The sequence below is a fragment of the Isoptericola sp. NPDC056605 genome, assembly GCF_042792795.1.
Taxonomy (GTDB): domain Bacteria; phylum Actinomycetota; class Actinomycetes; order Actinomycetales; family Cellulomonadaceae; genus Isoptericola.
This window is the reverse complement of sequence record NZ_JBHTVT010000026.1, coordinates 20,007-36,922: the sequence shown is the minus strand read 5'-3', so window position 1 is coordinate 36,922 and position 16,916 is coordinate 20,007. Positions and strand designations below refer to the sequence as shown.

Genomic DNA, 16,916 nt, shown 5'->3' with positions numbered 1-16,916 from the left:
GTCTGCCCATTGTGCCCCGTGGGGCGCTACGGTCAGAGCATGACCGCAGACCCGCGTGCCGCGCTGGACCGCTTCGTCGCCGCGCTGGAGGCCCACTACCACGCGGTGTCGACCCGCCGGGGCGACGACGATCCTGCGGTCGACGACGCCTACGAGGTCCTGGCCGACGCGTTCGAGGTCTACGAGGACTCGCTGGCCCAGGTCTACTCCGAGGTCACGCCCTTCTTCCTCGACGACGGGGACGACGACGGGGACGACGACGAGGACGATGACGACGACGAGGGGGACGACGACCTCGACGCCGAGCTCGACACGGACCTCGAGGGTCCCGACCTGGCGGGCTCGCCCGCCGACCGCCCGGCCGACGCCCCGGGGCAGGCCTACCAGCGCTCGGGGTAGCCGATCTCCGGGGCGGAGACGTCGTCGAGCGCGGCGTGGACCTCGCCCGGCAGGTCGAGGTCGGTGGCGGCGAGCGACGCCCGCAGCTGCGCCGGCGTCCGCGCCCCGACGATCGCGCTCGCGACCGTGTCGCGGGCCAGCAGCCAGGCGAGAGCGACCTCGAGCGGCGCACGCCCGAGCCCGTCGGCCGCGGTGGCGACGGCCTCGACGACGGACGACGCGGCCGCGTCCAGGTAGGGGTCGACGAACGCGGCGAGGTGCGCCGACGCCGCGCGGGAGTCCGCCGGGATTGCCCGCCGGTACTTGCCGGTGAGCACGCCGCGCCCCAAGGGTGACCAGGCCAGCAGCCCGAGCCCGAGGGCGTCGGCGGCGGGGGCCACGTCACGCTCCGCGCCGCGCTGCAGCAGGGAGTACTCCAGCTCGAGCGCGCTGAGCCCGGTGCCGTCCGCCTCCAGCAGGGTCGCGGCCCGGGCGGACGCCCAGCCGGGGTGGTTCGAGAGCCCGACGTAGCGGGCCCTGCCGGAGGCCACCGCGAGCCGCAGCGCCGACACCGTCTCGGCGAGCGGCGTGGCCGGGTCGGGGCAGGCGACCAGGAACAGGTCGACGTGGTCGGTGCCCAGCCGGGCGAGGGACGCGTCGAGGTCGGCGAGCAGGCCCGCCCGGGAGGCGTCGACGCGGGCGCCCGAGCGGCCCGCCCGCACGCCCCCCTTGGTGCACAGCACCACCTCGTCGCGCGAGACCTTGCCGTCCAGCAGCGAGCCGATGACGCGCTCCGCGTCCCCGTCGCCGTACGTCGCGGCGGTGTCGACGAGCGTCCCGCCCCCGTCGACGAAGTCGCGCAACTGCTCCGCCGCGTCCAGGTCGTCGGTGTCCCGGCCCCAGGTCATCGTCCCCAGGCCGAGCTCGGACACGCGCAGGCCCGTACGGCCCACCTGACGACGCTCCATGGCGGGCCACGCTACCGGGAAACCCTGCAGGTCCGGGTAGTGTGACCGCCCGTGAATGCCTGGGAAGCGATCCTGCTCGGCCTGGTCCAAGGCCTGACCGAGTTCCTGCCGATCTCCTCGAGCGCGCACCTGCGCATCGTGGGGGAGCTGCTCGGCGGGACCGACCCCGGGGCCGCGTTCACCGCGATCACCCAGATCGGCACGGAGGCCGCCGTGCTGCTCTACTACCGCCGCACCATCCGGGACATCTGCGTCGCCTGGTGGAAGTCCCTCGTGGGCACGCACGGCAGCGACTGGCGCTCGCGGATGGGCGCCCACGACGACCAGGCCCGCATGGCCTGGTACATCGCCCTCGGCTCGATCCCGATCGGTGTGCTCGGCCTGCTCTTCCAGGACCAGATCGAGACCTACCTGCGCAACCTCTGGATCACCGTCACGACCCTGGTCGTCTTCGGCCTGCTGCTCGGGTGGGCGGACAAGATCGGCCGCCGCACCCGTCGGCTCGACGAGCTCAACCCGAAGCGCGCGATCGGGTTCGGATTCGCCCAGGCGCTCGCGCTCATCCCGGGAGTGTCGCGCTCCGGGGGCACGATCACCGCGGGGCTGCTCATGGGGTTCACCCGCAAGGCCGCCGCGGACTACTCGTTCCTGCTGGCCATCCCCGCGGTGCTGATGTCGGGCTTCTACCAGCTCGCCAAGTCCGTGGGCGAGGACCCGGCCCCCGGGTCGCCGGGCGCGGGCGCGACCCTGGTCGCCACGCTCGTCGCGTTCGTCGTCGGCTACGTCGTCATCATCGGGTTCCTCAAGCTGATCACCACGCACTCGTTCATGCCGTTCGTCTGGTACCGCCTCGGCCTCGCCGCCGTGGTCGTGGTCCTGCTCCTGACCGGCGTGCTGACCGCGAACGGCGGCATCGTCGTCTGACCAGGTGATCTGGTCTCGGCGAAGGGCCGGTAGCCTGAGCGCGTGCGTTCCTGGCCCACTCCGCAGATCCCTGAGCTCCCCGAACCGGCCGACGGCCGCCGCACCCCCGTCCGGGTGCACGACAGCAGCACCGGGCGGCTCGTGGACCCGGCCCCGGGGGGCACCGCCCGCTACTACGTCTGCGGGATCACCCCGTACGACGCGACCCACCTCGGGCACGCGAACACCTACCTGGCGTTCGACCTGCTGCACCGGGCGTGGCTCGACGCCGGCAAGGACGTGACCTTCGTCTCGAACGTCACCGACGTCGACGACCCGCTGCTCGAGCGTGCGGACGCCACCGGGGTCGACTGGCGCGATCTCGCGGCCGACCAGATCGCGCTCTTCCGCGAGGACATGACCGCCCTCGGCATGGTGCCGCCCGCCACCTGGACCGGCGCCGTCGAGTCCGTGCCCGCCGTCGTGGCCGCCGTCGAGCGGCTGCTGGACGAGGGGGCCGCGTACCGGGTGCCGATCGAGCCGGGGGCAGGCGGCGACGACCCGGGCCTAGGCGACGTGTACGCCGACCTCTCCGCCGACCGCGACTTCGGGCAGGTGGCCAGGCTCGACGCGGCGACGATGGAGGCCCTGTTCGCCGAGCGTGGCGGGGACCCGCAGCGCGAGGGCAAGAAGAACGCCCTCGACCCGCTGCTGTGGCGCCGGGAGCGCCCCGGCGAGCCCGCGTGGGACGGCGCGTCCCTCGGCACCGGGCGTCCCGGCTGGCACATCGAGTGCGCGGTCATCGCCCGCGACGGGCTGGGCCTGCCGTTCGACCTGCAGGGCGGGGGAGCCGACCTGCTCTTCCCGCACCACGAGATGTCCACCTCGCACGACCGCCTGCTGGGCGGCGGCGGTGCCGGGGTGCACGTGCACGCCGGGCTCGTCGCCTACGAGGGCGAGAAGATGAGCAAGTCGCGGGGGAACCTCGTGTTCGTCTCCGCGCTGCGACGCGCGGGCGTGGACCCCATGGCGATCCGCCTCGCGCTGCTGGCGCACCACTACCGCACCGAGTGGGAGTGGACCGACGCCGACCTCGAGGCCGGCGTCGCGCGGCTCGAGCGGTGGCGCACCGCCGTCTCCGGCAACGGCGGACCCGACGCGACCGCGACGCTGGCCGCCCTGCGCGCGGCGCTCGCGGACGACCTCGACGGCCCCGCCGCGCTCGCCGCCGTGGACCGCTGGGCCGACCTGGCGCTCGCGCCCGGCCGCGACACGACCGACGACCACGAGGGCGCGCCCGGCGTCCTGGCGCGCGCGGTGAACGCGCTCCTCGGCGTCCGCCTCTGACCTCGCCGCCCTGACGCCGGGCCCGGCGTCAGGGCTTGTCGGGTCCCTTGTCGCCGCCCTTGTCGGTGCCCTTCTCGCCGCCGACGTCGCGCCGCCGCAGGTAGCGCTCGAACTCCCGCGCGATGGCCTCGCCCGTCGCCTCGGGCAGGTCGGCGGTGTCCTTCGCCTCCTCGAGCTGCTGCACGTACTCGGCGATCTCGGCGTCGTCCGACGCGAGCTCGTCGACGCCGTGCTGCCACGCCTCGGCGTCCTCGGGCAGGTCGCCGAGGGGTACCGGCGCGGCGATGAGCTCCTCGACGCGGGTGAGGATCGCGAGGGTCGCCTTGGGCGACGGGGGGTTGGCCACGTAGTGGGGCACGGCGGCCCACAGCGACACCGCCTGGAACCCGCGCCGGTCGGCCTCGTGCTGCAGCACGCCCACGATGCCGGTCGGGCCCTCGTAGGTGCTGGGCTCGACGTCGAGCACCGCCTGCAGGCCCGAGCTCTCCGTCGTCGCGGTCATGGGGATGGGCCGGGTGTGGGGCACGTCGGCCAGCAGGGCGCCCAGGGTCACGACGGTGCGGACGCCCAGCTCGGCGGCCAGGTCGAGCAGCTCGGCGCAGTACGAGCGCCACCGGAACGACGGCTCGATGCCGTGCACCAGCACCACGGTCCGGTCGGGCAGCTCGGCCACGGAGACCGTCGTGGTCGGCCAGGTGATCGAGCGCTCCCCGTCCGGGCCGGTCTCCATCACGGGCCGGTTCACCTGGAAGTCGTGGTAGTCCTCGGGGTCGAGCTCGCGCACCTGGCGGGCGTCCCACACGTGGGCGAGGTGGGTCAGGGCGGCGGTGGCGGCGCTGCCGGCGTCGTTCCATCCCTCGAACGCGGCGATCATCACGGTCTGCCGCGCGGCGTGGCGCCCGGTGGTCTCCGGCTCGGTCGTCATCCGTCCAGCGTATACAGCGCCGGCCCGGCCACGGGCAGGCCCGGGTGTCCGGTCTCACGCGTCCCGACGGGCGGACCGGCGGCGCCCGGTCCGTACGATGGACGGGTGCCCGAGACCCTCGCCCCCGCCCCGCAGACCGCCACCCCGACCCTGCCCGCGGCCGTCCTGTGGGACATGGACGGCACCCTCGTGGACACCGAGCCGTACTGGATCCGGGCCGAGCAGGAGCTGGTCGCGGAGCACGGCGGCACGTGGACGCACGAGCAGGCGCTGCAGCTCGTCGGCAACGCGCTGACCGTCTCCGCGACGATCCTGCGCGACCAGGGAGGGGTCGACCTGCCGGTCGACGCGATCGTCGACCGCCTGCTCGGTCAGGTCGTCGAGCAGGTGCGCGAGGAGGTGCCGTGGCGGCCGGGCGCGCTGGAGCTCCTCACCACGCTCGCCGAGGCGGGCGTGCCGTGCGCGCTGGTGACGATGAGCTACTCGACGCTGGCCGAGGAGGTCGTCTCGCGCGGGCCCGACGGCGCGTTCGCGACGCTCGTCACGGGCGACCAGGTGACCCGCGGCAAGCCCGACCCCGAGCCCTACCTCCTCGCCGCGGAGCGGCTCGGCGTCGACACCGCCGCCTGCGTCGCCATCGAGGACTCGCCCACCGGCATCGCCTCGGCGCGCGCCGCCGGGATCGCGACGCTGGGCGTCGAGGCCGTCGTGCCGGTGCCGCACCTCGACGGGCTCAGCCGCGCCGCGTCGCTCGAGAAGGTCGACCTGGCGACCCTCGCACGCATCGGCGCCGGTGAGGTCGTGGACCTCACGTCCTGACCGGGTCCACCCCGAGCCGCTCGCGCAGCGCGTCGGCGGGAATCACGGGCGGCGTGCCGCCGAACTCGGGGCAGAGCGACTGGTGTGCGCACCATCCGCACAGGCGGCTGCGGCGCGGCCGCCAGTCCCCGCTGTGCGCGGCGTCCTGGATCGCCGACCACAGCGCACGCACCTTGGTCTCCGTGGCCTCGAGCTCCCGCTCGGCCGGCTCCGCGCGCAGCGCCTGGCCGTCGCCGAGGTAGAGCAGCTGCAGCATGCGCGGCACCTCGCCGCGCTCGCGCCAGAGGACCAGGCCGTAGAACCGCATCTGGAACAGGGCGGCGCCCTCGAAGCCCGGCCCGGGCGCCCGGCCCGTCTTGTAGTCGACCACGCGCAGCGCGCCGCCGGGCGCGACGTCGAGCCGGTCGACGATCCCGCGCAGCACCGGCCCGTCGTCGAGCGACGTCTCGACGCGCAGCTCCCGGGACTCGGGCTCCAGCCGGTTGGGGTCCTCCAGCGTGAAGTACGTGCCGACGAGCCGCCGCGCCCGGCCGAGCCACTCCGACGGCGTGGTGCCGGCCGCGTCGCCGCCCTCGTCGAACAGCGTCGCGTACCGCGGCTCCGCCTCGACGAGGCGCTCCCACTCGACGGGCAGCAGGGCGGCCGCCGCCTCCGGCGTGCGCTCGCCGCGCGGCGCGTCGTAGAGCCGCTCGAGCACGGCGTGCACCAGCGTGCCCCGCGCGGCGGCCGACGCCGGGGGCTCGGGCAGCCGGTCGACCACGCGGAACCGGAACAGCAGGGGGCAGCGCATGAAGTCGGCGGCGCGCGACGGCGACAGCGCCGGGACCCGTGACGCCGTCGGCGACGGGTCGGGCGCGGCGGTCGTCGTCATGCGCGCCACCCTACGGGCGAGCGCCGACAGGCCGTAGGGCGGCCGGCGCCGGATAGCCTGACCGGGTGACCTCTCGCTCCCGGGGATGGGTGGTCGGCCGCATCGCGGGCGCGCCCGTCCTCGTCACCCCGTCGTGGTTCCTCGGCGCCGTCGTCCTGACCCTCGTGTTCGCGCCCTCGGTACGGACGTGGTTCGCGCCCCAGCTGGGCACGACGGCGGTGCTCGTCGTCGCGGCCGCCTTCGTGCTCCTGCTCTTCGGGTCCGTGTTCCTGCACGAGGTGGCCCACGCCCTCGTCGCTCGGTCGCGCGGGCACCGCGTCACCGAGATCGCGTTGACCCTCTGGGGCGGTCACACCGCCTACACGGGGTCGGGCGGGCGCCCGCTCGACGGTGCCCTCGTGGCCGTCGTCGGCCCGCTGACCAACCTCGTGCTCGCGGCCGCGTTCTGGGTCGTGTACCTCCTGCAACCGGTGTCGTCCGTCGCGACGGCCCTGCTCCTGGCCGGGGCGTTCTCGAACGCGTTCGTCGGGTTCTTCAACCTGCTGCCCGGGCTGCCGCTGGACGGCGGGCAGATCCTCGAGTCCGCCGTCTGGGGCGCGACGGGCTCGCGCTCGCGGGGCACGCTCGCCGCGGGCTGGGTGGGGCGCGTGGTCGCGGTCGGCGTGCTGGCGGTGGCGCTGCTTTGGCCGCTGCTCGAGGGGCGCAGGCCGTCCTGGGTGACGGTCGCGTGGGCGGCGCTCATCGGCGCGTTCCTGTGGTCCGGGGCGGGCGAGGCCATCAAGGGCGCGCAGACCAGGGCCCGGGTCGCGGGGCTGTCCGCGCGGGGCCTCGCCGTACCCGCCGTCGTGCTCCCGGTCACCGCCACGGTCGCCGGGGTCTCCGACGCGGCCGCGCGGCAGCCGGGCGCGGTCGTGGCCGTCGTCGGGCCGGCCGGGGAGCCCGTGGGCTGGGTGGATCCCGGCGCCGTCGCGAGCGTGCCCGCCGACCAGGCCGCCGCCACGCCGGTGGAGGCCGTCGTCGTGCCGTTCCCGCCCGGCTCGGCGGTGGGTCCCGAGCTCGAGGGCGACGAGCTGCTCGACCGCCTCGCCCACGGGTCGTCGGGCGCGCGGGTGGTGCCGGTCGTGGACGAGGGCCGTCTCACGGGGGTGCTCGACGTGGCGCGGGTCGCGGCCGCGCTCCGTCGATGAGGTGCCGGCGGGCGGGCCGGTAGACTCGCCCGTCGTGACCGACGCCGACGCCACCGCGCCCGAGAACCGCCCGACCGTCGACCCGACCGGCAGCGCCACGGGTGCGGACCTGCGCCGGGGCCCGCTGCGCGAGGGGGACCGGGTGCAGCTCACGGACCCCAAGGGGCGGCTGCACACCATCACGCTCAAGCCCGGCGGCACGTTCCACACGCACAAGGGCTACTTCCGCCACGAGGACCTCATCGGCCGGCCCGAGGGGTGGGTCGTGACCAACACGGCGGGGATCGAGTACCTCGCCCTGCGGCCCCTGCTGAGCGACTACGTGCTGTCCATGCCGCGCGGCGCCGCCGTCGTGTACCCCAAGGACGCCGGCCAGATCGTGCAGATGGCCGACATCTTCCCCGGTGCACGCGTCGTCGAGGCGGGTGTCGGCTCCGGGGCGCTGACGATGTCGCTGCTGCGCGCCGTGGGCGACGCCGGCGAGCTGCACTCCATCGAGCGCCGCGAGGACTTCGCGGCGATCGCGCGCGGCAACGTCGAGTCGTTCTTCGGCGGCGAGCACCCGGCGTGGCGGCTGTCGGTCGGCGACCTCGCGGACGTGCTGCCCACCGTGGCGGAGCCGGGCAGCGTCGACCGCGTCGTGCTCGACATGCTCGCGCCCTGGGAGAACGTCGACCCCGTGGCGCGCGCGCTCGCGCCGGGCGGCGTGCTCGTCTGCTATGTCGCGACCGCCACGCAGCTGTCCCGCACGGCCGAGGACCTGCGCGCCGACGGCCGGTTCGCCGAGCCGCAGGCCTGGGAGTCGATGGTGCGCGGCTGGCACCTCGAGGGCCTCGCGGTCCGCCCGCAGCACCGGATGATCGGGCACACCGGCTTCCTCATCACGGCGCGGCGGCTCGCCGACGGCGTCGCGCCGCCCGAGCGCACCCGCCGCCCGGCCAAGGGCTCCTACCCCGCCCCGGACGCCGAGTGGTCGGAGGAGGAGCTGGGCGAGCGCGCCGTGTCGGACAAGAAGATCCGTCGTGTGCGGCGCGACCTGGGGGTCGCCCCGGACGACGCGCAGGGCTGAGGTCGTTCGGGAGGCCGCGGAGCCGCGGCAGGTCACCGGAAGGTCTCGGTCGTGTGAACCTCGCGACCGCTCCGTGAAATGAACCCCCGGACACCCGTGTTGATGTCTAGGGTGCTGTACTCCGGGGGCACCTTCCCGTCCGGGGAGGCGGCCACCCGGGCCGCACGAGAGGGGATGCGATGTCCGACAACCCTGTCCGCCCGGAGCCTCGACCGGAGCAGCCGGCGCTGCCCACCGGACCGAGCCACGACGCACAGCTCGCCCTCCTCGCCGCCAAGAACGAGCGGCTCGCCGAGGCGCTCCGCGCCGCCCGCGACCAGATCGTGGAGCTCAAGGGCCAGATCGACGAGCTCGCCAAGCCCCCGGGGACGTACGCGACGTTCCTCGCCGCGCACGACGACGGCTCGGTCGACATCTCGTCGGCCGGCCGCAAGATGCACGTGCAGGCGAGCCCGGGGCTCGACGTCGCCGAGCTGCGGCCCGGCCAGGAGGTCAAGCTCAACGAGGCCATGACGGTGGTCGAGGTCGGCGGCTACGAGCGGACCGGTGAGCTGGTCACCGTCAAGGAGGTCCTCGACGCCGAGCGGGTGCTCGTCGTCGGCCGCGCCGACGAGGAGCGGGTCGTGCGGCTCGCCGGGTCGGTCGTGGACGCCGAGCTGCGGGTGGGCGACGCGCTCACGGTCGACCTGCGCAGCGGGTTCGTCTACGAGGTGGTGCCGAAGTCGGAGGTCGAGGAGCTCGTCCTCGAGGAGGTGCCCGACATCGCCTACGAGGACATCGGCGGGCTGGGGCCGCAGATCGAGCAGATCCGCGACGCCGTCGAGCTGCCGTTCTCCCACCCCGACCTCTTCCGCGAGCACGGGCTGCGGCCGCCCAAGGGCGTGCTGCTGTACGGGCCGCCCGGGTGCGGCAAGACGCTCATCGCCAAGGCGGTGGCCAGCTCGCTCGCCGGGATGGTCGCCAGCGCGCAGGGCGGCGACCCCACGGCCAAGAGCTACTTCCTCAACGTCAAGGGCCCGGAGCTGCTCAACAAGTACGTGGGCGAGACCGAGCGGCACATCCGCCTGATCTTCGCGCGCGCCCGGGAGAAGGCGACGCAGGGGGCGCCCGTCGTGGTGTTCTTCGACGAGATGGAGTCGCTGTTCCGCACCCGCGGCACCGGCCTCTCGTCGGACGTCGAGACCACGATCGTGCCGCAGCTGCTCGCCGAGATCGACGGCGTCGAGCGGCTCGACAACGTCATCGTCATCGGCGCCTCGAACCGCGAGGACATGATCGACCCCGCGATCCTCCGGCCGGGCCGGCTGGACGTGAAGATCAAGATCGAGCGGCCGGACGCCGAGGGTGCCACCGAGATCTTCGGCAAGTACCTCACGCCCCAGCTGCCCATCCACCCCGACGACCTGGCCGAGCACGGCGGCAGCCACACCGAGGCCGTCGCGGCGATGATCAACAGCGTGGTGGAGCGGATGTACTCCGAGGACGAGGAGAACCAGTTCCTCGAGGTGACCTACGCGTCGGGCGACAAGGAGACCCTGTACTTCAAGGACTTCAACTCCGGCGCGATGATCCAGAACGTCGTGGACCGGGCCAAGAAGTCGGCGATCAAGGACTTCCTGGCCACGGGTCAGCGGGGCATCCGGGTCGAGCACCTCCTGTCGGCGTGCGTCGACGAGTTCAAGGAGAACGAGGACCTGCCGAACACCACCAACCCCGACGACTGGGCGCGCATCAGCGGCAAGAAGGGCGAGCGCATCGTCTTCATCCGCACGATCGTCCAGAAGAAGGGCGGCGACGGCACGCCGCGCACCATCGACACGGTGACCAGCACGGGGCAGTACCTGTAGTCCCCGCGCCGCCACGAGATCGAGGTGCCCGTCACGAGGCCGACCCACCGTGGGTCGACTTCGAGACGGGTACCTCGATCTCGTTCGTGGCCACCTAGGGTGGTGGCGTGAGCGTTCGTCGCGTGATGGGGATCGAGACCGAGTACGGCGTGCTGGCACCGGGGCGGCCCATGGCCAACCCGATGCTCATGAGCTCGCAGGTGGTCATGACGTACCGCGCCCTGGTGGCGCGGGCGGGCGCCCGTCCGCCGGCCCGGTGGGACTACGACGACGAGGACCCGCTGCAGGACGCCCGGGGATTCCACCTCCAGCGCGCGTCGGCGCACCCTTCGCTCCTCACCGACGACCCGTCGCGCCCCGCGCCCTCCGGCCCGACGACGGGCAGCACGCCGGCGTCGGCCCAGGTGGCCTCCGCGGCCGGCACCCCGGGCGGCACGGCGCGCGGGCGCGCGGCGCGGGCCGCGCGGCAGGAGCCGGAGGAGGTCGAGCGGCCGTCCGTGGAGGACTACGACGACCCGAGCGCCGCGAACTGCATCCTCACCAACGGCGCTCGTCTCTACGTGGACCACGCGCACCCCGAGTACTCGTCGCCCGAGGTCACGGGGCCGCGCGACGGCGTCCTGTGGGACGTCGCGGGGGAGCGGGTCATGCTCGCGGCGGTGCGGTCGCTCGCGGAGGTGCCGGGCGGCGAGGTGGTGCTCTACAAGAACAACGTGGACGGCAAGGGCGCCAGCTACGGCACGCACGAGAACTTCCTGGTGGACCGGGCGCTGCCGTTCGGCACGCTCGTCGAGCTGCTGACGCCGTTCCTCGTCACGCGGCAGGTGTTCGCCGGGTCGGGTCGGGTCGGGCTCGGCCCGACGGGCTCGGAGGCGGGCTTCCAGCTCTCCCAGCGCGCCGACTACATCGAGGCGGAGGTGGGGCTGGAGACCACGCTGCGCCGCCCGATCGTCAACACCCGCGACGAGCCGCACGCGGACCGCACGCGGTGGCGGCGCCTGCACCTCATCATCGGCGACGCGAACCTCTTCGAGGTCGCGACGTTCCTCAAGCTGGGCACCACCTCGCTGGTGCTGTGGGTGCTCGAGCACCTCGACGAGCTGGCCGAGGCCGGCGTGCCCGCCCGCGAGGAGCTCGCCGCGCTGCGGCTCGCGGACCCGGTCGCCGACGTGCAGCGGGTGTCGCGCGACCTCGCCCTCACCGCGCGGCTCGACCTCGCCGACGGCCGCCGGCTCACGGCGCTGGAGATCCAGGAGGCGTACGCGGACGTCGTCGCCCGGTCGGTCGCGGCGCTCGGGGGTCCGGGTGACGGCTCGGTCGACGTGCCCGGGGAGACGCCGGGCGACGACGAGACCGCGCAGGTGCTGGACCGCTGGCGGTCGGTGCTGCAGCGGCTGGGCACGGACCCGGCGACCTGTGCGCGCGAGGTCGAGTGGGTGGCGAAGCGACGGCTCCTGGAGCGGATGCGGTCGCGGGACGGGCTCGGCTGGGACCATCCCCGGCTGCACGCGATGGACCTGCAGTGGACGGACGTGCGGCCCGAGCGCGGCGTCTACCACCGGCTCGTCGCGTCCGGCGCCGTCGAGCGGCTCGTGGACGACGAGCGGGTGGCGGACGCGGTGCACCACGCACCGGCGGACACGCGGGCGTGGTTCCGCGGCGAGGTGATGGCCCGGTACGCCGACCAGGTCTCGGCCGCGAGCTGGGACTCGGTGATCTTCGACGTCCCGGGGGCCGCCGCCCTGCAGCGGGTGCCCATGCTCGACCCGTCGCGGGGCACGCGGGCCCACATCGGCGCCCTCCTCGACGCCAGCCCCGACGCGGCGGCGCTGCTCAAGGGGTTGCGCGGCGAGGGATGAGCGCGGGCCGACCGTCCGCTCACCCGCGCTGACCGGCGCTGACCGGCGCTGACCGGCGACGACGTCCTCCGGACCGTGCGTGGACCGTGCGCGGGTGGAGTCGTTCAGCCCTCGGCGCAACCGGCGTGGACGTCGCCGCGCGGTGTCGGCCGCAGCGCATAGGCTGGCGTCGCGAGACTCTCCCGGAGCTCCTCACGGGGGCTCCGCAGCAGCGAAGGAGGCGGACCATGGCCGGTCAGGAACGGATCAACCCGCAGCACGAGGACCGCACGCCCGACGACGACGCGGACGCCCCCGCCCCGGTCGCCCCTGCGGCGTCCGAGCGCGACGCCGAGGTGGACGCCCTGCTGGAGGAGATCGACGAGGTCCTCGAGACGAACGCCGAGTCGTTCGTCCGCGGCTTCGTGCAGAAGGGCGGTCAGTGAGCGCCCATGACCCACGCTGACACCTCGGGACGGCTGCCGGACGCGTTCCTGCGCCCCGGCTCGTCCTCGTTCGTGGACTTCCTCGCCGGCCACGCGCCCGACCTGCTGCCGGGGCGTCGCGACGTCGGCGGCGCGGGTGCGCCCGCGGACGGCCTCGCGCCGCACGCCACCACGATCGTCGCGCTGACCTTCGGCACGGACGACGGCGGCCGCGGCGTGATCATGGCGGGCGACCGCCGCGCCACGGCGGGCAACCTCATCGCCAGCCGGGAGATGGAGAAGGTCTTCGCCGCCGACGCCTACTCGGTGGTCGGCATCGCGGGGTCCGCCGGCGTGGCGATCGAGCTCGTGCGCCTCTTCCAGCTCGAGCTGGAGCACTACGAGAAGATCGAGGGCTCCCTGCTGTCGCTCGACGGCAAGGCCAACCGCCTGTCCACGATGATCCGCGGCAACCTGCCTCTCGCCCTGCAGGGGCTCGCGGTGGTGCCGCTGTTCGCGGGCTACGACCTCGACCGCGGGTACGGGCGGCTGTTCAGCTACGACGTCACCGGCGGACGGTACGAGGAGCACGACCACCACACGGTCGGCTCGGGCTCCGTGTTCGCGCGCGGGGCGCTGAAGAAGCTGTGGCGGCCCGGGCTCGACGCCGACGCCGCGGTCGGCGTCGCGGTCGAGGCGCTCTACGACGCGGCCGACGACGACAGCGCGACCGGGGGCCCCGACCCCGTGCGCCAGATCTGGCCCGTGGTGACGGTCGTGACCGCCGACGGCGTGCGCCGGGTGGCGGACGACGAGCTCGCCGCGACGGTCGCGCGGATCGTCGACGAGCGCGGGGCCGCCCACCGGGCCGCCCACGGCGACCGCCCCGCCGGCGGTCCCCGGACCGGGAACCAGGGGGGTGCGCACGCATGACGATGCCGTTCTACGTCTCGCCCGAGCAGCTGATGAAGGACCGGGCGGACTTCGCCCGCAAGGGCATCGCCCGCGGTCGGTCCGTCGTCGTGCTCGCCTACTCCGGCGGGATCGCGTTCGCCACGGAGAACCCGTCGCGCGCGCTGCACAAGATCTCGGAGATCTACGACCGCATCGCGTTCGCCGCGGTGGGCAAGTACAACGAGTTCGAGAACCTGCGGGTCGCCGGCGTGCGCTACGCGGACCTGCGCGGGTACTCGTACGACCGCACCGACGTCACCGCGCGGGGGCTCGCCAACGCGTACGCGCAGACGCTCGGCACCGTGTTCACCACCGAGTCCAAGCCGCTCGAGGTCGAGCTGGTCGTGGCGGAGGTCGGGGACACCCCGGCCGCCGACCAGATCTACCGGCTGTCCTACGACGGCTCGGTCGCGGACGAGCACGGGCACGTCGTCATGGGCGGCCAGGCCGAGCAGCTGGGCGCGCGGGTCGCGGAGGCCTGGCACGAGGGGATGACGCTCCCGCAGGTGCTCACGCTCGCCGTGCGCACCCTCGGGGCGGTGGGGTCGGACGGGTCCGTCGCCGCCGAGGGGGAGGAGCGCGAGATCGCGCCCGCCGGCCTCGAGGTGGCGGTGCTGGAGCGAGCGGGCCGGCGGCGCGCGTTCCGCCGGCTGCAGGGCGCGACGCTGGCCGGGCTGCTCGAGCAGCAGGGTGAGTGAGACAGGCGCCTGAGACGGGCGAGCAGGTCGGGCAGCACGTCCGGCAACAGGGCCGAGCGAGGGGAGACGTCGTGGACCGCAGGATCTTCGGTCTGGAGACCGAGTACGGGGTGACGTGCGCGGCGGACGACGGGCGCGGCCTGTCCGCGGACGAGGTGGCCCGTTACCTGTTCCGCAAGGTCGTGGCGTGGGGGCGGAGCTCGAACGTCTTCCTGCGCAACGGCTCGCGCCTCTACCTCGACGTCGGGTCGCACCCCGAGTACGCGACGGCGGAGTGCGACGACGTGCATCAGCTCGTCGCGTACGACCGGGGCGGCGAGCGCATCCTCGAGGGGCTGGTCGCCGACGCGCAGCAGAGGCTCGAGCACGAGGGCCTGTCCGGCAAGGTGCACCTGTTCAAGAACAACACCGACTCCGCCGGCAACTCCTACGGCTGCCACGAGAACTACCTCGTGCGCCGGCAGGGCGACTTCTCGCGCCTGTCCGAGGTGCTGGTGCCGTTCCTCATCACCCGCCAGGTGCTCACGGGCGCCGGGAAGGTCCTCGCCACCCCGCGCGGCGCCGTCTACTGCCTGTCCCAGCGCGCCGACCACATCTGGGAGGCCGTCTCCAGCGCCACCACCCGCTCCCGGCCGATCATCAACACGCGCGACGAGCCGCACGCCGACGCGGAGAGCTACCGGCGCCTGCACGTCATCGTCGGCGACTCGTCGATGGCCGAGCCGACCACGATGCTCAAGGTCGGCGCCACCGACCTCGTGCTGCGCCTGGTCGAGGCGGGCGTGCCGATGCGCGACCTCACCCTCGAGAACCCCATCCGCGCGATCCGCGAGATCAGCCACGACCGCACCGGGCTGCACCCCGTCCAGCTCGCCAACGGGCGCACCGCCACCGCCGTCGACATCCAGTGGGAGTACTTCCACCGCGTGCGTGAGCACGTCGACGCGCACTCCGGTGCCACCCCCGTCGTCAAGCAGGTCCTCGACCTGTGGGAGCGCGGGCTGCGCGCTCTCGAGTCGGGCGACCTGACCCTCGTGGACCGCGAGCTGGACTGGGTCATCAAGCTCAAGCTCATCGAGCGGTACCAGGCCAAGCACGACCTGCCGCTGGACGACCCGCGCATCGCCCGGCTCGACCTCGCCTACCACGACATCTCCCGCACCGAGGGGCTGTACAACCTCCTCGCCGCGCGCGGCATGGTGGAGCGCGTGGTCACCGACCTCGAGGTGTTCGAGTCGACGGCGGTGCCGCCGCCCACCACCCGCGCCAAGCTGCGGGGAGACTTCGTGCGTGCCGCGCAGGAGGCGCGCCGGGACTACACCGTGGACTGGGTGCACCTGAAGCTCAACGACCAGGCGCAGCGCACCGTGCTGTGCAAGGACCCGTTCAAGAGCGTCGACGAGCGCGTGGACCGGTTGATCGAGTCGATGTAGTTCGGGCGCGGGGCGCGGCAGTTTCTCCGCGCGGACGCGTTCACGGGCGCCAGGGCGCCCTCCACTTCGGGAGGGATACGTCCGCGCGGAGAAACCGCCGCGCCCCGCTCGGTGCACCGGCTCCGGGCCGACGTCGGCGAGGCGACCCCCGCGGACACTGCAGGTCGTCGGCCTGCGGCCAGGTGCGGGCGCGGACCGCTGATCAGGGTGAGCGGCGGGCGTGGCAGACTGTCGCGGTGCTCCGCCGTCTGTCCCTGTTGATCTCGCTGCTGCTCGGCGGTGCGCTCGTGCTCGGCGGGTGCGGCTCGTCGGTGCTGGAGGACCTGGGCAAGCGGCCGTCGTCCGCGCCGTCGGCGGCGCCCGTGCAGGTGTCGGGAGCGGTGGGGGAACCGCCCGCCCTCGACTACGAGCAGCCCTACGACGTGGTGCAGGCCGGGGCGCGGACGGTGTGGCCCGGGTCCGGCGATCCCGTCGTGGACGGGGAGCCCGTGCTGCTGAACATGTATGCCGAGGACGGCCGCGACGGCACTGTGATCTCGAGCACGTACATCGACGCGCCGGGGTGGTACACGATGTCGCCGGAGTCGCTCGGCTCCAACCTCTACGACACGCTGCGGGGCCAGAAGGTGGGGGCGCGGATGCTCCTGCTGGAGGAGGACGGCGGGGTGCCCGTGATCCTCGTCGTCGACGTGCTGCCCACGCACGCGGCGGGCGCCGAGGTGACCGCGGCGAAGGGGCTCCCCACCGTCGAGCGCCGCGACGACGGCACCCCGAGCGTGACCGTGCCGACGAAGGCCGACCCGCCCTCCGACCTGCAGGTGCAGCCGTTGGTGCGGGGCACGGGACCGCAGGTGCAGGTGGGGCAGGTCGTCACGATGCGGTTCACCGCGGTGCGGTGGAGCGACGGGCGGCAGTTCGACACCACGTGGAGCGCCGGGACGCGGCCGCAGTCCGCGACGGTCGGCATCGGCCAGCTCGTCGACGGCCTCGACCAGGGGCTGATCGAGCAGACCGTGGGCTCGCAGGTGCTGCTCGTGGTGCCCCCGGGCCTCGGCTACGGTGGCACCAGCAGCGACCTCGCCGACGAGACCCTGGTCTACGTCGTGGACATCCTGGACGCGCACTTCCAGGTGACCGAGGACGAGTCGACCGGCCAGGGCAAGGGCGACGACGGCGGCGACCCGGAGAAGGACGCACCGGAGGAGCCGCCCGGCGACTAGCCGGCGAGAGCAGCGACGACAGCAGCAAAGGAAG

Annotated in this window: 16 protein-coding genes; 13 read left to right on the top strand and 3 right to left on the bottom strand. The window is 74.1% G+C overall.

Annotation, left to right across the window (positions count from 1 at the left end):
* Window positions 1-39: 39 nt before the first annotated feature.
* The gene (locus tag ACFQ8Y_RS20175) at window positions 40-399 is read left to right on the top strand and encodes a primosomal protein (protein WP_430551838.1); all 360 of its coding nucleotides are present in this window, start codon (window positions 40-42) and stop codon (window positions 397-399) included.
* On the opposite strand, the gene ACFQ8Y_RS20170 is transcribed toward ACFQ8Y_RS20175, so the two are convergent.
* Entirely contained in the window at window positions 381-1,346 is a 966-nt protein-coding gene (locus tag ACFQ8Y_RS20170) for an aldo/keto reductase (RefSeq protein ID WP_430551839.1), read from the bottom strand. The genes ACFQ8Y_RS20175 and ACFQ8Y_RS20170 overlap by 19 nt on opposite strands.
* A 51-nt stretch (window positions 1,347-1,397) precedes the next feature.
* On the opposite strand from ACFQ8Y_RS20170, the gene ACFQ8Y_RS20165 reads away from it, so the two are divergent.
* Both ACFQ8Y_RS20165 and mshC read left to right on the top strand, forming a co-directional pair.
* Window positions 1,398-2,270 carry an undecaprenyl-diphosphate phosphatase gene (locus ACFQ8Y_RS20165; RefSeq protein WP_430551840.1) on the top strand — a complete coding sequence of 291 codons (873 nt, stop codon included), beginning with the start codon at window positions 1,398-1,400 and terminating at the stop codon, window positions 2,268-2,270.
* A gap of 42 nt (window positions 2,271-2,312) precedes the next feature.
* Window positions 2,313-3,596 carry a cysteine--1-D-myo-inosityl 2-amino-2-deoxy-alpha-D-glucopyranoside ligase gene (gene mshC, locus ACFQ8Y_RS20160; RefSeq protein ID WP_430586543.1) on the top strand — a complete coding sequence of 428 codons (1,284 nt, stop codon included), beginning with the start codon at window positions 2,313-2,315 and terminating at the stop codon, window positions 3,594-3,596.
* A gap of 28 nt (window positions 3,597-3,624) precedes the next feature.
* On the opposite strand, the gene ACFQ8Y_RS20155 is transcribed toward mshC, so the two are convergent.
* Window positions 3,625-4,521 (bottom strand): PAC2 family protein, encoded by an 897-nt coding sequence (locus ACFQ8Y_RS20155; RefSeq protein ID WP_430551842.1) that lies wholly within the window; start codon window positions 4,519-4,521, stop codon window positions 3,625-3,627.
* 105 nt (window positions 4,522-4,626) lie between these two features.
* On the opposite strand from ACFQ8Y_RS20155, the gene ACFQ8Y_RS20150 reads away from it, so the two are divergent.
* A complete protein-coding gene (locus ACFQ8Y_RS20150; RefSeq protein ID WP_430551843.1) occupies window positions 4,627-5,340 on the top strand; it encodes an HAD family hydrolase in 714 nt (237 codons plus the stop codon).
* On the opposite strand, the gene ACFQ8Y_RS20145 is transcribed toward ACFQ8Y_RS20150, so the two are convergent.
* Window positions 5,330-6,211 carry a RecB family exonuclease gene (locus ACFQ8Y_RS20145; protein WP_430551844.1) on the bottom strand — a complete coding sequence of 294 codons (882 nt, stop codon included), beginning with the start codon at window positions 6,209-6,211 and terminating at the stop codon, window positions 5,330-5,332. The genes ACFQ8Y_RS20150 and ACFQ8Y_RS20145 overlap by 11 nt on opposite strands.
* A 65-nt stretch (window positions 6,212-6,276) precedes the next feature.
* Between ACFQ8Y_RS20145 and ACFQ8Y_RS20140 the strand changes: the two genes are divergently transcribed.
* The 9 genes from ACFQ8Y_RS20140 to ACFQ8Y_RS20100 all read left to right on the top strand — a co-directional run bounded on the left by ACFQ8Y_RS20140 (window position 6,277) and on the right by ACFQ8Y_RS20100 (window position 16,882).
* The gene (locus tag ACFQ8Y_RS20140) at window positions 6,277-7,398 is read left to right on the top strand and encodes a site-2 protease family protein (protein WP_430563726.1); all 1,122 of its coding nucleotides are present in this window, start codon (window positions 6,277-6,279) and stop codon (window positions 7,396-7,398) included.
* 109 nt (window positions 7,399-7,507) lie between these two features.
* On the top strand, window positions 7,508-8,467 hold the full coding sequence (locus ACFQ8Y_RS20135) for a tRNA (adenine-N1)-methyltransferase (RefSeq protein WP_430551867.1): 960 nt from the start codon (window positions 7,508-7,510) through the stop codon (window positions 8,465-8,467).
* Window positions 8,468-8,646: 179 nt separating this feature from the next.
* Complete coding sequence (gene arc, locus ACFQ8Y_RS20130; RefSeq protein WP_430551846.1) at window positions 8,647-10,314, top strand: proteasome ATPase; 1,668 nt, start codon at window positions 8,647-8,649, stop codon at window positions 10,312-10,314.
* A gap of 125 nt (window positions 10,315-10,439) precedes the next feature.
* Complete coding sequence (gene dop / locus ACFQ8Y_RS20125; protein ID WP_430563759.1) at window positions 10,440-12,173, top strand: depupylase/deamidase Dop; 1,734 nt, start codon at window positions 10,440-10,442, stop codon at window positions 12,171-12,173.
* Window positions 12,174-12,400: 227 nt separating this feature from the next.
* Window positions 12,401-12,598 carry a ubiquitin-like protein Pup gene (locus ACFQ8Y_RS20120; protein ID WP_430551847.1) on the top strand — a complete coding sequence of 66 codons (198 nt, stop codon included), beginning with the start codon at window positions 12,401-12,403 and terminating at the stop codon, window positions 12,596-12,598.
* 6 nt (window positions 12,599-12,604) lie between these two features.
* The gene (gene prcB, locus ACFQ8Y_RS20115; RefSeq protein WP_430563725.1) at window positions 12,605-13,510 is read left to right on the top strand and encodes a proteasome subunit beta; all 906 of its coding nucleotides are present in this window, start codon (window positions 12,605-12,607) and stop codon (window positions 13,508-13,510) included.
* Window positions 13,507-14,229: a proteasome subunit alpha gene (gene prcA, locus ACFQ8Y_RS20110; protein WP_430551849.1), complete on the top strand. Its 723-nt coding sequence runs from the start codon at window positions 13,507-13,509 to the stop codon at window positions 14,227-14,229. The genes prcB and prcA overlap by 4 nt, the downstream gene beginning before the upstream one ends.
* A gap of 71 nt (window positions 14,230-14,300) precedes the next feature.
* Window positions 14,301-15,662 carry a Pup--protein ligase gene (gene pafA / locus ACFQ8Y_RS20105; protein WP_430551850.1) on the top strand — a complete coding sequence of 454 codons (1,362 nt, stop codon included), beginning with the start codon at window positions 14,301-14,303 and terminating at the stop codon, window positions 15,660-15,662.
* A gap of 236 nt (window positions 15,663-15,898) precedes the next feature.
* Window positions 15,899-16,882, top strand: a complete 984-nt coding sequence (locus ACFQ8Y_RS20100) for an FKBP-type peptidyl-prolyl cis-trans isomerase (RefSeq protein WP_430586542.1) — start codon at window positions 15,899-15,901, stop codon at window positions 16,880-16,882.
* Window positions 16,883-16,916 lie beyond the last annotated feature (34 nt).

What these genes read in the sequence shown, in the direction of transcription:
- ACFQ8Y_RS20175 (WP_430551838.1), top strand. Translation starts at nt 40, where the DNA reads ATGACCGCAGACCCGCGTGCCGCGCTGGACCGCTTCGTCGCCGCGCTG.
- ACFQ8Y_RS20170 (WP_430551839.1), bottom strand. Translation starts at nt 1,346, where the DNA reads ATGGAGCGTCGTCAGGTGGGCCGTACGGGCCTGCGCGTGTCCGAGCTC.
- ACFQ8Y_RS20155 (WP_430551842.1), bottom strand. Translation starts at nt 4,521, where the DNA reads ATGACGACCGAGCCGGAGACCACCGGGCGCCACGCCGCGCGGCAGACC.
- ACFQ8Y_RS20145 (WP_430551844.1), bottom strand. Translation starts at nt 6,211, where the DNA reads ATGACGACGACCGCCGCGCCCGACCCGTCGCCGACGGCGTCACGGGTC.
- arc (WP_430551846.1), top strand. Translation starts at nt 8,647, where the DNA reads ATGTCCGACAACCCTGTCCGCCCGGAGCCTCGACCGGAGCAGCCGGCG.
- dop (WP_430563759.1), top strand. Translation starts at nt 10,440, where the DNA reads ATGGGGATCGAGACCGAGTACGGCGTGCTGGCACCGGGGCGGCCCATG.
- ACFQ8Y_RS20120 (WP_430551847.1), top strand. Translation starts at nt 12,401, where the DNA reads ATGGCCGGTCAGGAACGGATCAACCCGCAGCACGAGGACCGCACGCCC.
- prcB (WP_430563725.1), top strand. Translation starts at nt 12,605, where the DNA reads ATGACCCACGCTGACACCTCGGGACGGCTGCCGGACGCGTTCCTGCGC.
- prcA (WP_430551849.1), top strand. Translation starts at nt 13,507, where the DNA reads ATGACGATGCCGTTCTACGTCTCGCCCGAGCAGCTGATGAAGGACCGG.